Source organism: Streptomyces sp. NPDC033165, assembly GCF_055577965.1.
The window spans coordinates 305,848-319,419 of the sequence record NZ_JBVIPK010000005.1 but is presented as its reverse complement, the minus strand read 5'-3'; the positions used below and the strand labels follow the sequence as shown (position 1 = coordinate 319,419).

General features: G+C 69.4%; 10 protein-coding genes. 7 read left to right on the top strand and 3 right to left on the bottom strand.

Annotated features, from left to right (window positions below; all coding sequences use genetic code 11):
- Positions 1 to 32 precede the first annotated feature (32 nt).
- The 3 genes from metH (at position 33) to ACZ5WC_RS15205 (ending at position 6,296) form a co-directional block, all read left to right on the top strand.
- Positions 33 to 3,545: a methionine synthase gene (metH, locus tag ACZ5WC_RS15215; protein ID WP_468541219.1), complete on the top strand. Its 3,513-nt coding sequence runs from the start codon at positions 33 to 35 to the stop codon at positions 3,543 to 3,545.
- A 143-nt stretch (positions 3,546 to 3,688) separates the two neighbouring features.
- Positions 3,689 to 4,390 (top strand): HAD family hydrolase, encoded by a 702-nt coding sequence (locus tag ACZ5WC_RS15210; protein WP_468541218.1) that lies wholly within the window; start codon positions 3,689 to 3,691, stop codon positions 4,388 to 4,390.
- Between the two features lie 307 nt (positions 4,391 to 4,697).
- Entirely contained in the window at positions 4,698 to 6,296 is a 1,599-nt protein-coding gene (locus tag ACZ5WC_RS15205; protein WP_468541217.1) for an ABC transporter substrate-binding protein, read from the top strand.
- 112 nt (positions 6,297 to 6,408) lie between these two features.
- On the opposite strand, the gene ACZ5WC_RS15200 is transcribed toward ACZ5WC_RS15205, so the two are convergent.
- Positions 6,409 to 7,080, bottom strand: coding sequence for a response regulator (locus tag ACZ5WC_RS15200; RefSeq protein WP_096630003.1), 672 nt, complete (start codon positions 7,078 to 7,080; stop codon positions 6,409 to 6,411).
- A 9-nt stretch (positions 7,081 to 7,089) separates the two neighbouring features.
- Positions 7,090 to 7,935, bottom strand: coding sequence for a RecB family exonuclease (locus ACZ5WC_RS15195; RefSeq protein ID WP_468541216.1), 846 nt, complete (start codon positions 7,933 to 7,935; stop codon positions 7,090 to 7,092).
- 177 nt (positions 7,936 to 8,112) lie between these two features.
- Between ACZ5WC_RS15195 and ACZ5WC_RS15190 the strand changes: the two genes are divergently transcribed.
- The 3 genes from ACZ5WC_RS15190 to ACZ5WC_RS15180 all read left to right on the top strand — a co-directional run bounded on the left by ACZ5WC_RS15190 (position 8,113) and on the right by ACZ5WC_RS15180 (position 11,146).
- Positions 8,113 to 9,363, top strand: a complete 1,251-nt coding sequence (locus ACZ5WC_RS15190; protein WP_468541215.1) for a site-2 protease family protein — start codon at positions 8,113 to 8,115, stop codon at positions 9,361 to 9,363.
- Between the two features lie 70 nt (positions 9,364 to 9,433).
- Complete coding sequence (locus ACZ5WC_RS15185) at positions 9,434 to 10,345, top strand: tRNA (adenine-N1)-methyltransferase (protein ID WP_096629998.1); 912 nt, start codon at positions 9,434 to 9,436, stop codon at positions 10,343 to 10,345.
- 219 nt (positions 10,346 to 10,564) lie between these two features.
- Positions 10,565 to 11,146, top strand: a complete 582-nt coding sequence (locus ACZ5WC_RS15180; protein ID WP_468541214.1) for a hypothetical protein — start codon at positions 10,565 to 10,567, stop codon at positions 11,144 to 11,146.
- Between the two features lies 1 nt (position 11,147).
- On the opposite strand, the gene ACZ5WC_RS15175 is transcribed toward ACZ5WC_RS15180, so the two are convergent.
- Complete coding sequence (locus ACZ5WC_RS15175; protein ID WP_096629995.1) at positions 11,148 to 11,459, bottom strand: ferredoxin; 312 nt, start codon at positions 11,457 to 11,459, stop codon at positions 11,148 to 11,150.
- 241 nt (positions 11,460 to 11,700) lie between these two features.
- Between ACZ5WC_RS15175 and arc the strand changes: the two genes are divergently transcribed.
- Positions 11,701 to 13,467 (top strand): proteasome ATPase, encoded by a 1,767-nt coding sequence (arc, locus tag ACZ5WC_RS15170; protein ID WP_468541213.1) that lies wholly within the window; start codon positions 11,701 to 11,703, stop codon positions 13,465 to 13,467.
- The last annotated feature ends 105 nt before the right edge of the window (positions 13,468 to 13,572 follow it).

The window sequence follows — 13,572 nt, the reverse complement described above, 5'->3', positions numbered from 1 at the left end:
CCGACAGCCGTCGCATCCCTGGGAGATCATCCATGGCCTCGTTGCCGACATCCGCCGCCGACAGCCGGACCCGAGCAGACGCCCTCCGAGAGGCACTCGCCACCCGCGTGGTGGTGGCCGACGGGGCGATGGGAACCATGCTCCAGGCCCAGGACCCCACACTTGAGGACTTCGAGAACCTCGAAGGCTGCAACGAGATCCTGAACATCACGCGTCCGGACATCGTGCGTTCGGTCCACGAGGAGTACTTCGCGGTCGGTGTGGACTGCGTGGAGACGAACACGTTCGGGACGAACTACGCGGCGCTCGCGGAGTACGACATCCCGGAGCGGGTGTACGAGCTGGCCGAGGCGGGCGCGCGGATCGCGCGTGAGGTGGCCGACGAGTTCACCGCCTCGACCGGGCAGCAGCGCTGGGTGCTGGGCTCGATGGGCCCGGGCACGAAGCTCCCCACCCTGGGCCACGCCCCCTACATCACCCTCCGCGACGCCTACCAGCAGAACGCCGAGGGCATGATCGCGGGCGGCGCCGACGCCATCCTGGTGGAGACCACCCAGGACCTGCTCCAGACCAAGGCCTCGGTCATCGGAGCCCGGCGCGCCATGGAGGCCACCGGCCTCACTCTCCCGCTGATCTGCTCGGTCACGGTCGAGACGACGGGGACGATGCTCCTCGGCTCGGAGATCGGTGCGGCGCTGACGGCGCTGGAGCCGCTGGGCATCGACATGATCGGCCTGAACTGCGCGACCGGTCCGGCCGAGATGAGCGAGCACCTGCGCTACCTGGCCCGGCACTCCCGTATCCCGCTCTCCTGCATGCCGAACGCCGGTCTGCCGGTCCTCGGCAAGAACGGTGCGCACTACCCGCTGGGCCCGGCCGAGCTGGCGGACGCCCAGGAGACCTTCGTCCACGAGTACGGACTCTCGCTGGTCGGCGGCTGCTGCGGTACGACACCGGAGCACCTGCGCCAGGTCGTGGAGCGGGTCCGGGACCTGACGCCCGCGGTCCGCCGGCCGCGCCCGGAGCCGGGTGCCGCCTCGCTCTACCAGACCGTGCCCTTCCGGCAGGACACGTCGTACCTCGCCATCGGTGAACGGACGAACGCCAACGGCTCCAAGAAGTTCCGTGAGGCGATGCTGGAAGCGCGCTGGGACGACTGCGTGGAGATGGCGCGGGACCAGATCCGTGAGGGCGCGCACATGCTCGACCTGTGCGTCGACTACGTCGGCCGTGACGGCGTCGCCGACATGGCGGAGCTGGCGGGCCGTTTCGCCACCGCCTCCACCCTGCCCATCGTGCTGGACTCCACCGAGCTGGACGTGCTGCGCGCCGGCCTGGAGAAGCTGGGCGGGCGTGCGGTGCTGAACTCGGTGAACTACGAGGACGGCGACGGCCCTGAGTCGAGGTTCGCGCAGGTCAGCGCATTGGCCTCGGAGCACGGCGCCGCCCTGATCGCGTTGACGATCGACGAGGAGGGCCAGGCCCGCACCGTCGAGCACAAGGTCGCCATCGCCGAGCGGCTGATCGCCGACCTCACCACGAACTGGGGCATTCACGAGTCGGACATCCTCATCGACACGCTGACGTTCACGATCTGCACGGGTCAGGAGGAGTCGCGGGGCGACGGCATCGCGACGATCGGGGCGATCCGCGAACTCAAGAAGCGCCACCCCGACGTCCAGACCACGCTGGGCCTCTCCAACATCTCCTTCGGGCTGAACCCGGCCGCCCGGGTGGTGCTGAACTCCGTCTTCCTCGACGAGTGCGTGAAGGCGGGCCTGGACTCCGCGATCGTGCACGCCTCGAAGATCCTGCCGATCGCCCGGCTGGAGGAGGAGCAGGTCAAGGTCGCCCTCGACCTGATCTACGACCGCCGCGCCGAGGGCTACGACCCCCTCCAGAAGCTGATGGAGCTGTTCGAGGGCGTCAACATGAAGTCGATGAAGGCGGGCAAGGCCGAGGAGCTCCTCGCCCTCCCGCTGGACGAGCGGCTCCAGCGGCGGATCATCGACGGGGAGAAGAACGGTCTGGAGGCCGACCTCGACGAAGCCCTTGCGGACACCCCGGCTCTCGACATCGTCAACAACACCCTCTTGGAGGGCATGAAGGTGGTCGGGGAGCTGTTCGGCTCCGGCCAGATGCAGCTGCCCTTCGTCCTCCAGTCGGCGGAGGTGATGAAGAGCGCGGTGGCGTATCTGGAGCCGCACATGGAGAAGACCGATGACGACGGCAAGGGCACGATCGTGCTGGCCACCGTCCGGGGCGATGTGCACGACATCGGGAAGAACCTCGTCGACATCATCCTGTCCAACAACGGCTACAACGTCGTGAACCTCGGGATCAAGCAGCCGGTCTCGGCGATCCTGGAGGCGGCCGAGGAGCACCGGGCCGATGTGATCGGGATGTCGGGTCTGCTGGTGAAGTCGACGGTGATCATGAAGGAGAACCTTCAGGAGCTCAACCAGCGCAACATGGCCGCCGACTACCCCGTCATCCTCGGCGGCGCCGCCCTCACCCGGGCCTACGTCGAGCAGGACCTCCACGAGATCTACGAGGGCGAAGTCCGCTACGCCCGTGACGCCTTCGAGGGACTGCGCCTGATGGACGCGCTGATCGCCGTCAAGCGCGGAGTCCCCGGCGCCGTCCTCCCCGAACTCAAGCAGCGCCGGGTGCCGAAGCGGGATGTCCCGGTGATCGAGGTCGAGGAGCCGGAGGCGGGTGTCCGCTCGGACGTCTCCGTCACCAACCCGGTGCCCGAGCCCCCGTTCTGGGGGACCAGGGTCGTCAAGGGAATCCAGCTCAAGGAGTACGCCTCCTGGCTCGACGAGGGCGCCCTCTTCAAGGGCCAGTGGGGCCTGAAGCAGGCCCGTAATGGCGATGGACCGACGTACGAGGAGCTGGTGGAGACCGAGGGCCGCCCGCATCTGCGCGGCTGGCTCGACAAGCTCCACACCGAGAACATGCTGGAGGCGGCCGTCGTCTACGGCTACTTCCCGTGCGTTTCCAAGGGCGACGACCTGATCCTGCTGCACGAGGACGGCTCGGAGCGCACCCGCTTCACCTTCCCGCGCCAGCGCCGCGGCCGCCGGCTCTGCCTCGCGGACTTCTTCCGGCCGGAGGAGTCCGGGGAGCGGGACGTCATCGGCCTCCAGGTCGTCACCGTCGGCTCGAAGATCGGCGAAGCCACCGCCGAACTCTTCGCCGCCAACTCCTACCGCGACTACCTCGAACTCCACGGCCTGTCCGTCCAGCTCGCCGAAGCCCTGGCCGAGTACTGGCACGCCCGGGTCCGCGGTGAGCTCGGCTTCGGCGGGGAGGACCCGGCGGACGTCGAGGACATGTTCGCTCTGAAGTACCGGGGCGCACGGTTCTCCCTCGGTTACGGAGCGTGCCCCGACCTGGAGGACCGGGCCAAGATCGCGGACCTGCTCCAGCCGGAGCGCATCGGCGTCCACCTCTCCGAGGAGTTCCAGCTCCACCCGGAACAGTCCACCGACGCCATCGTCATCCACCACCCCGAGGCGAAGTACTTCAACGCCCGGTAGAGCGGTGCTCACCGCCCGTTGCCGCGCCCTTCGCGCGCCGTAGCCGGACACGTCGTACACTGGTCGGTCCAGTGCAGGCCGGTCGCCCTCCCACTTCTGGGAATGGCGGCCGGCCTTCTCGTCCCTTACGGAAGGTGTGCCGGATGACCAGTACGGTCCCCGCGTCCTCGACCCGCACGGCCGAAGGCGCCGCTCTGCAGGCGGTCCTTCTCGACATGGACGGAACCCTGGTCGATACCGAGGGCTTCTGGTGGGACGTCGAGAAGGAGGTCTTCGCCGGCCTCGGACACCGGCTGGACGAGGCCTGGCGGGACGTCGTCGTCGGCGGTCCGATGACCCGCAGCGCGGGATACCTCATCGACGTCACCGGCGCCGACATCCGGCTCGACGAGCTGACCGGGCTGCTCAACGACGGCTTCGAGAAGCGTATCGCGCGCGGGGTGCCCCTGATGCCGGGCGCCGAGCGGCTACTGGCCGAGCTGGCCGTGTACGAGGTGCCCACCGCGCTCGTCTCGGCCTCCCACCGCCGGATCATCGACCGGGTCCTGGACTCGGTGGGCCACCACCACTTCGCGCTCACGGTCGCCGGGGACGAGGTCGCCCGGACCAAGCCCCACCCCGAGCCCTATCTCACCGCCGCCGCGGGCTTCGGCGCCGACCCCTGGCGCTGTGCCGTCATCGAGGACACCGCGACCGGGGTGGCCGCCGCGGAGGCCGCCGGGTGCCGGGTCGTCGTCGTGCCGTCGGTCGCCCCGATCGCCCCTGCCGCCGGACGTGTGGTCGTCAGCTCGCTCGAAGAGGTCGACCTGGCCTTCCTGCGGAAGCTCATCACCGGAATGGGCTGACCCGGGCGGAGAGCCCGACCGATGGACGAGCGGCGGATTCCCCTTCCCCGCCGTGCGCATTCCGGCAACTTTCCGTGGACGTGAATCAGCCACTGTGCACATATGTGAAGAGGTAGGGAGGGTGAGCTTCCTCACCCGGGAGCCGTCAGGTGGCCTCCGGGATCATATGAGATGTCCGGAATGGTGATCATGTGTCGCCCCTTCCGGCCGCCTGAGGGGAGCGAGCTGCCATCCGGGCGGTCGGGAGAGGTCGTCGGCGGCTACTAACTTTGATTCCTCACCTGCCGGGATGAGGGAGAACGTCCAGATGAACCGCAAGACCCTGGTGCTGCCGGCCGTCGTCGGCCTGCTCGCCCCCGTGCTCGCCGCCTGCGGCAGCACGGACAGCGGCGCCGGTGGCACGGGAGCCATCGTCGTCGGCACCACGGACCAGCTCGTGGCCTCCGCGGAGAACCCCGCGCCCCTCGACCCGGCCATCGGCTATGAAGCGGGTGTCTGGAACGTCCTGCGCCAGACCGTGCAGACGCTGACCGCCGTGCCCAACGGAGGCGGCGAACCGGCGCCCGAGGCGGCCCGCAGCTGCGCCTTCACGGACACCGAGAGCGAGAGCTACCGCTGCACCCTGCGCGAGGGCCTCACCTTCGCCGACGGGACGCCCGTCACCGCCGAGGACGTGAAGCACTCCATCCAGCGCGTCATCGACATCGACTCGGACAGCGGCCCGGTCGGCCTGCTCTCCAACATCGACACGATCGAGACCAAGGGCGACGACCAGGTGATCTTCCACCTGAAGACCCCCGACGCGACGTTCCCGTACAAGCTCGCCACGCCCGCCGCCGGCATCGTCCCGAAGGCGCAGTACCCGGCGAAGTCCCCGCGCGAGGGCTTCCAGGTCGACGGCTCCGGCCCGTACACCATGAAGCCGCAGGTCGAGGACGGCCGGGTCGTGAAGATCACCTTCTCCAAGAACCCTACGTACAAGGGCGAGTTGAAGGTGCTCAATGACAAGGTCGAGATGGACCTCTTCGCCGACGCCGAAGCCATGGGCAAGGCGCTCGACGAGAAGAAGATCCACATGATGACCCGGGCCATGTCGCCCGAGCAGGCCCGCGACATGCTGGTCAGCCCCAAGGAAGGCATCGAGCTCACCGAGATGCCCGGCCTGGCCATCAGCTACCTGGGCTTCAACACCAAGGACCCCGTGGTCAACAAGGCCGTCCGGCAGGCCATGGCCCAGATCATCGACCGGGGCGAGATCGCGGGGAAGGTGTACGGCACGACCGCCGAGCCGCTCTACTCCCTGATCCCGTCCAGCATCTCCGGGCACACGAACGCCTTCTTCAACAAGTACGGCGAGCCCAGCACCGCCAAGGCCGAGGCGACGCTGCGGGACGCCGGGATCAAGACCCCGGTGAAGTTCACCCTGCACTACACGGACGACCACTACGGCTCGGCCACCGCCAAGGAGTTCAAGGCGATCCAGCAGCAGCTGAACAGCTCGGGCCTCTTCGACATCGATGTCCAGGGCACGGAGTGGTCGAAGTACCGCCCGGAGCAGAAGCGCGGCGACTACGCGGCCTACGGCATGGGCTGGTTCCCCGACTTCCCGGACCCGGACAACTACACCGCGCCGTTCCTGGACAAGGACAACTTCCTCAACTCGCCCTACCGCTCGCGCGAGGCGCAGAACGTCCTCATCCCGCAGTCCCGCCGTGAGGCCGACCGCACCGCCGCCGCCGCGACCTACGAGAAGCTCCAGGACATCGTCGCCGCCGACGTCCCCGTGCTCCCGATCTGGCAGGGCAAGCAGTACGTCGCCTCCCGCGAGGGGATCGCCGGGGTGGAGCACTCCGTCAGCGCCACCTCCGAGCTCCAGCTGTGGGAGCTCCACCGGCCCGGCGCCTGAGGCCGGCTCGCACCGGAAAAGCCGTCCGGCCCGCCCCCCTCCTGGAACAGGAGGGGGGCGGGCCGGACGGCTTTTACGCCTTCTGCGCAGAGCTCGCTCGCGACGAGGACCCCTACTGCGCGCCGGGGCGAACCAGCCCGCTCTCGTACGCGTACACCGCGGCCTGCACCCGGTCGCGCAGGCTCAACTTCGTGAGCACATGGCCGACATGGGTCTTGACCGTCGTCTCGCTGACGAACAGGTCCGCGGCGATCTCCGCGTTGGACAGCCCGCGCGCCACCAGCTTCAGCACCTCGACCTCACGGTCCGTCAGCGTGTGCAGGGCGTCCGGGACCGGGTCCTCACCGGAGGGCAGATGGTCCGCGTACTTGTCCAGCAGCCGGCGCGTGATGCTCGGGGCGAGCATCGCCTCGCCCGCCGCGACCACCCGGATCGCCTGCACCAGCTCGGCCGCCGGGGCGTCCTTCAGCAGGAAGCCGCTCGCCCCCGCACGCAGCGCCTCCACCACGTACTCGTCGAGATCGAAGGTGGTCAGCACCAGCACCTTCGCCGGGCCGTCCTTGCCGGGGCCGGTGATCTGACGGGTCGCCTCCACCCCGTCCATCCGCGGCATCCGGATGTCCATCAGCACCACATCGGGCTGGAGCGCCCGCACTTGGTCGATGGCCTGCAGACCGTCACCGGCCTCACCCACCACGGCCAGATCGCCCTCGGCCTCCAGAATCATCCGGAAACCGGTGCGCAGCAGGGGCTGGTCGTCGACCAGAAGGACGCGGATCGCCACAGGAACTCCTTAAGGGCCCTCAAGGGCCACGGCTCGGCCGGCCTCGGCCCGGACCGGTCCCATTCTGCCCTGCACATCCTCACCCGCTTCCGCCGGGCGCACCGCCAGGGGGTAGACCGGGGGAGTCCCACCGAATTCCGGACAGACCGCCTGGTGGTCGCACCAGCCGCACAGCTTCGTCGGGCGCGGCCGCCAGTCGCCGGTCTCCGTCGCCAGCGCGATCGCGTCCCACAGCGCCAGCAGCTTGCGCTCCACCCGCTCCAGATCCGCCACCACCGGGTCGTACGTCAGCACATCGCCGCTGCCCAGATAGACCAGCTGGAGACGGCGGGGCACGACGCCCTTCAGCCGCCAGATCACCAGCGCGTAGAACGTCATCTGGAACAGCGGGCCCTCGGAGTACTCCGGTCGCGGGGCCTTGCCCGTCTTGTAGTCGACGATCCTGACCTCGCCGGTCGGCGCGACGTCCACCCGGTCGATCACCCCGCGCAGCCGCAGCCCCGAGTCCAGCTCCGTCTCCACGAACATCTCCCGCTCGGCGGGCTCCAGACGCGTCGGGTCCTCCAGCGAGAACCACCGCTCCACCAGCCGCTCCGCCTCGCCCAGCCAGCGCGTCAGCCGCTCACCCCCGGGGTCCTCGGCGAACAGCTCGCCCAGCTCCGGCTTCGTCTCCAGCAGCCGGTCCCACTGGCCGGGAATCAGCGCCCGCGCCCGCGGCGCCGTACGGTCCGCCGCCGGGGCGTCGAAGAGCCGCTCCAGCACGGCATGGACCAGCGTGCCGCGGGTAGCCGCCTCGCTGGGCTTCTCCGGGAGCCTGTCGATGACCCGGAAGCGGTAGAGCAGGGGGCACTGCATGAAATCGCTCGCCCGCGACGGCGACAGGGACGAAGGCGGCTGAGGCGGCCGCGGCACGGAAGTCATGTCTCCAGACCCTACGGCCCGCCACTGACAGTCAGCGGCATACCATCGACGGTAGACCCTCGCACACTGCATGATCGTGGCAAAGGCCACTCACCGAACCGAAGGGACCCCGTGGACGAGAGCGGCGACAGCGGGCGGCCGCAGCCCGGCGCAGGGGGCACGGACCCCGGCGCCGCCCCCGAGAACGGCAAGCCCGAACGACCCGCGGAGCCGGGCGGCGGCCTGCTCATGGGCCGCCCCTTCGGCGTGCCCGTCTACGTCGCCCCCAGCTGGTTCGTCGTCGCCGCGCTGATCACCTGGGTCTTCGGCGACCAGCTCGACCGGGTGCTGCCCGAGCTGGGCGGTGCCCGCTATCTCGTCGCGCTGTTCTTCGCGATCGCCTTCTACGCCTCCGTGCTCGTCCACGAACTGGCCCACACGGTCGCCGCCCTGCGCTACAAGCTCCCGGTCCGCCGTATCCAGCTCCAGTTCTTCGGCGGCGTCTCGGAGATCGAGAAGGAGACCGAGACACCCGGCCGCGAGTTCATCCTCGCCTTCGTCGGCCCGCTCCTCTCCCTCGTCCTCGGCGGCGTCTTCTACGGCGCGATGCAGTTCGTCGAGCCCGGCACCGTCCCCGGTGTCCTGCTCGCGGGCCTGATGATCTCCAACCTCATCGTGGCCGCCTTCAACCTGCTGCCCGGTCTGCCCCTCGACGGCGGCCGGATGCTCCGCGCCGTCGTCTGGAAGATCACCGGCAAGCCCATGAGCGGCACCATCGCCGCCGCCTGGGTCGGCCGCGGCCTGGCCGTCACCGTCCTGATCGGACTGCCGCTGCTCACCCACACCGGAACCCTGGGCGCCGCACCCGACAGCATCGGCGGCGTCGAGACCGTCATGGACGCCCTGCTCGCCGCGATCCTCGCCGCGATCATCTGGACCGGCGCCGGGAACAGCCTGCGCATGGCCCGGCTCCGCGAGCACCTGCCCGACCTCCGCGCCCGCACCCTCACCCGGCGTGCCGTCCCCGTCGAGTCCGCCACCCCGCTCTCCGAAGCGCTGCGCCGGGCCAACGAGGCGGGCGCCCGCGCCCTGGTCGTCGTCGACGGACAGGGCACCCCCAAGGGCGTCGTCCGCGAGGCCGCCATCGTCGGCGTCCCCGAACACCGCCGCCCCTGGGTCGCCGTCAGCGGCCTCGCCCAGGACCTCACCGAGGGTATGAAGGTCCCCGCCGAGCTGGCCGGGGAAGCCCTCCTCGACCGGCTCAAGGCCACCCCCGCCACCGAGTACCTGGTGGTCGAGGAGACCGGCCAGATCTACGGAGTCCTCTCCACCGCCGACGTGGAGCGCGCCTTCGTCAAGGCCATGGCCCGCCCCGGCACCTGAGCCGCCGGGGCTCCCGCCGCCGCCCGGACCGGGCGGTCGGCGGCCCCTGAAACACCGGTACGCTGGTCACATGTCTGAACCGACCGGTGCCGCCCGCCGACGTGGGCCCTTCAAGGTCGGGGACCAGGTCCAGCTCACCGACCCCAAGGGACGCCACTACACCTTCACGCTTGAGGCCGGAAAGAGCTTCCACACCCACAAGGGTTCTTTCCAGCACGACGAGCTGATCGGTGCTCCCGAGGGCAGTGTTGTCCGAACCACGGGAAACGTCGCCTACCTCGCGCTGCGCCCCCTGCTCCCCGACTACGTCCTGTCCATGCCCCGCGGCGCCGCCGTGGTCTACCCCAAGGACGCGGGCCAGATCCTGGCCTTCGCCGACATCTTCCCCGGCGCCCGCGTCGTGGAGGCGGGGGTCGGCTCCGGCTCGCTCTCCACCTTCCTGCTGCGCGCCATCGGTGAGCAGGGCATGCTGCACTCCTACGAGCGCCGCGAGGACTTCGCCGAGATCGCCCAGCAGAACGTCGAGCGCTACTTCGGCTCGCCGCACCCCGCCTGGCAGCTGACCGTCGGCGACCTCCAGGACAACCTCTCCGACACCGACGTCGACCGCGTCGTGCTGGACATGCTCGCTCCCTGGGAGTGCCTGGAGGCTGTCTCCAAGGCCCTGGTGCCCGGCGGCATCCTCTGCGCCTACGTCGCCACCACCACCCAGCTCTCGCGCACCGTCGAGTCCATCCGCGAGATCGGCTGCTTCGCCGAACCGCAGCCCTGGGAATCGATGATCCGCAACTGGCACGTGGAGGGCCTCGCCGTCCGCCCCGACCACCGCATGATCGGCCACACCGGCTTCCTGGTCACCGCCCGCCGCCTCGCGGACGGCGTCGAGCCGCCGCTGCGCCGCCGCCGCCCCTCCAAGGGCGCCTACGGCGAGGACTACGACGGCCCCGGCAGCCAGAGCGGCTCCGCCGCCTCCCGCGGCTGATCCGTCCAACGCACCGGCGCCGCCGCGGAGTTCCCCGACCGACCGGGGAACTCCGCGGCGGCGCCTTTTCGTTGCCGCCGACACAGCGGCCCGTTCGTGGAACCCGTACCCACCCCGCCGTTCCGCCGGGGTGTGAGGTGTGGCACGATGCTGGCCACCCCTCGGGGGTGCTCCCCACCTCCTCCCGGGACTCCCAGGAACCATCAGGAGACATACCGCGTGCAGACCTCCGCGCTCCCGGAGCTGGCGCACACCGCCGCCAAGCCCGTGCACTGGCTCGCCACGGCCGCCGCGATGGCCGGCGTCGTCGCGCTGGCCGGGCTGCTCCAGCCCCGTACGGCCACCGCCACCGCCACGGCCCCCGAGCAGCGGACCACCACCCGGCACGGCCAGCAGGCCCCCGCCCCGGACCCGGCCGGCGTGGACTTCCCGCTGGAGTGCGGCGGCGCCGGGACCACCGTCGCCAGACAGGCGCCCGGGGACCTCGACGGCGACGGGCGGCCGGAAACCGTCGCCGTGGTGCACTGCGACGCGGGCTCCGGAACGCCGCCGAGCGGCATCTACGTACTGACACAGGGAAGCGGGGCCGCACCCCGGGTCGTGGCGACCCTGGTGGACCCCGCTGACAGGAAGACGGTCGGCGAGTTCGCCGTACGGGACGGCGCCGTCTCGGCGACCCTGCTCGGCTACTCCTCGCTCGACGTCCCCCGCTGCTGCCCCGACCAGGTGGAACAGGCCTCCTGGCGGTGGAAGGGAAAGGCGTTCGTCCGCACCTCCGGGGACCTCGCGCGCAGCGTGTGAGCTACTCGGCGTCCGGCCCGTACACCTCGACGCTGTCCTTGACGCGCCGCACATGGATGCAGTCGCCGGGGCACTCCTTGGCCGAGTCGACGACGTCCTGGAGGAGCGGCAGCGGCACCGGCGTGGTCGCGCCCTTGTCCTGAAGCAGCTCGTCGTCACCGCTCTTCACGTACGCCAGGCCGTCGATGTCCAGCTCGAAGACCTCGGGGGCGTACTGCACGCAGATGCCGTCGCCCGTGCAGAGATCCTGGTCGATCCAGACCTCCAGATCCTGGGTGCCGCTGTCGCCCGGCGAGTCCTGCTGCACGGTCATTGAGTCCTGCCGTTCCTGCGTATCCGAACCAATTGGAGCCAGCCCTGACGGGTGTTGACCGGTTCGACGATACAACCGGCGGCTTTCCGGTGCCGAAGGGTGGGTATTCCCTTGACGTGAGGGAGAGCGCAAGGGTGAAGATCGGACACACCCCGGAGTCTTTGTGATCTAGGGGTTTCAATCATCACCCACCCAGGTAGGGTCAGGAAGCGTCCAGCTCCCCATGGAGGAGGTGAGGACCGTGGCAGCCCACGACGACGACATCAACCGCGGCATCCGGCCCGCGCGAGGGTCAGAGGACCCGGCCGGCCAGGTTGCCTATCTAGAGCAGGAAATCGCCGTCCTGCGACGTAAGCTCGCCGACTCTCCGCGTCATACGAGGATTCTCGAAGAGCGGATCGTCGAGTTGCAGACGAACCTGGCGGGCGTGTCCGCGCAGAACGAGCGGCTCGCCAACACGCTCCGTGAGGCGCGTGACCAGATCGTGGCCCTCAAGGAGGAGGTCGACCGGCTCGCGCAGCCGCCGGCCGGTTTCGGGGTCTTCCTGCAGGCCAACGAGGACGGCACCTGCGACATCTTCACCGGGGGCCGCAAGCTCCGGGTGAACGTCAGCCCCAGTGTCGAGCTCGACGACCTGCGGCGCGGCCAGGAAGTCATGCTCAACGAAGCGCTCAACGTGGTCGAGGCCATGGAGTTCGAGCGGGCCGGGGACATCGTCACCCTCAAGGAGATCCTTGAGGACGGCGAGCGCGCCCTGGTGGTCGGGCACACCGACGAGGAGAGGGTGGTGCGGCTCGCCGAGCCGCTGCTGGACATCACCATCCGCTCCGGCGACGCCCTGCTCCTGGACTCCAGGTCCGGCTACGTCTACGAAGTGGTCCCCAAGAGCGAGGTCGAGGAGCTCGTCCTCGAAGAGGTCCCGGACATCGACTACGACAAGATCGGCGGCCTGGGCGACCAGATCGAGCTGATCCGCGACGCGGTCGAGCTTCCGTATCTGCACCCCGACCTCTTCAAGGAGCACGAGCTGCGGCCGCCGAAGGGCATCCTGCTCTACGGTCCGCCCGGCTGCGGCAAGACCCTGATCGCCAAGGCCGTCGCCAACTCGCTCGCCAAGAAGGTCGCCGAGGTGACCGGGCAGCCCGCGGGGAAGAGCTACTTCCTCAATATCAAGGGCCCCGAGCTGCTCAACAAGTACGTCGGCGAGACCGAGCGGCACATCCGCCTGGTCTTCCAGCGTGCTCGGGAGAAGGCGAGCGAGGGTACCCCCGTCATCGTCTTCTTCGACGAGATGGAATCCCTCTTCCGCACCCGCGGCAGCGGCGTCAGCTCGGACGTGGAGAACACCATCGTCCCGCAGCTGCTCGCCGAGATCGACGGGGTGGAGGGCCTGGAGAACGTCATCGTCATCGGCGCCTCCAACCGCGAGGACATGATCGACCCCGCCATCCTGCGCCCCGGCCGCCTCGATGTGAAGATCAAGATCGAGCGTCCGGACGCCGAGGCGGCGAAGGACATCTTCGCGAAGTACCTGACCCCGTCGCTCCCGCTGCACGCGGACGACCTGTCCGAGCACACCGGCTCGCGGGAGGCCGCCGCCCACGCCATGATCCAGTCGGTCGTGGAGCGGATGTACACGGAGTCCGAGGAGAACCGCTTCCTTGAGGTCACCTACGCCAACGGCGACAAGGAAGTCCTGTACTTCAAGGACTTCAACTCCGGCGCGATGATTCAGAACATCGTCGACCGGGCAAAGAAAATGGCCATCAAGGCATTCCTCGAACACGGCCAGAAGGGGCTGCGGGTCGCTCATCTCCTGCAGGCCTGTGTGGACGAGTTCAAGGAGAACGAAGACCTGCCGAACACCACCAACCCGGACGACTGGGCCAGGATTTCCGGCAAGAAGGGTGAGCGGATCGTCTTCATCCGCACACTCGTCACCGGAAAGCAGGGCGCGGACACCGGGCGGTCCATCGACACGGTCGCCAATACCGGCCAGTACCTGTAATACGCGGACCGGCTGCGGATGCCCGGAGGGGGTATCCGCAGCCGCTCGCATTCCACCGATCCGGCCATGCCGGAGCAATGTCGTAATTGATCTCCCCACCGGCGC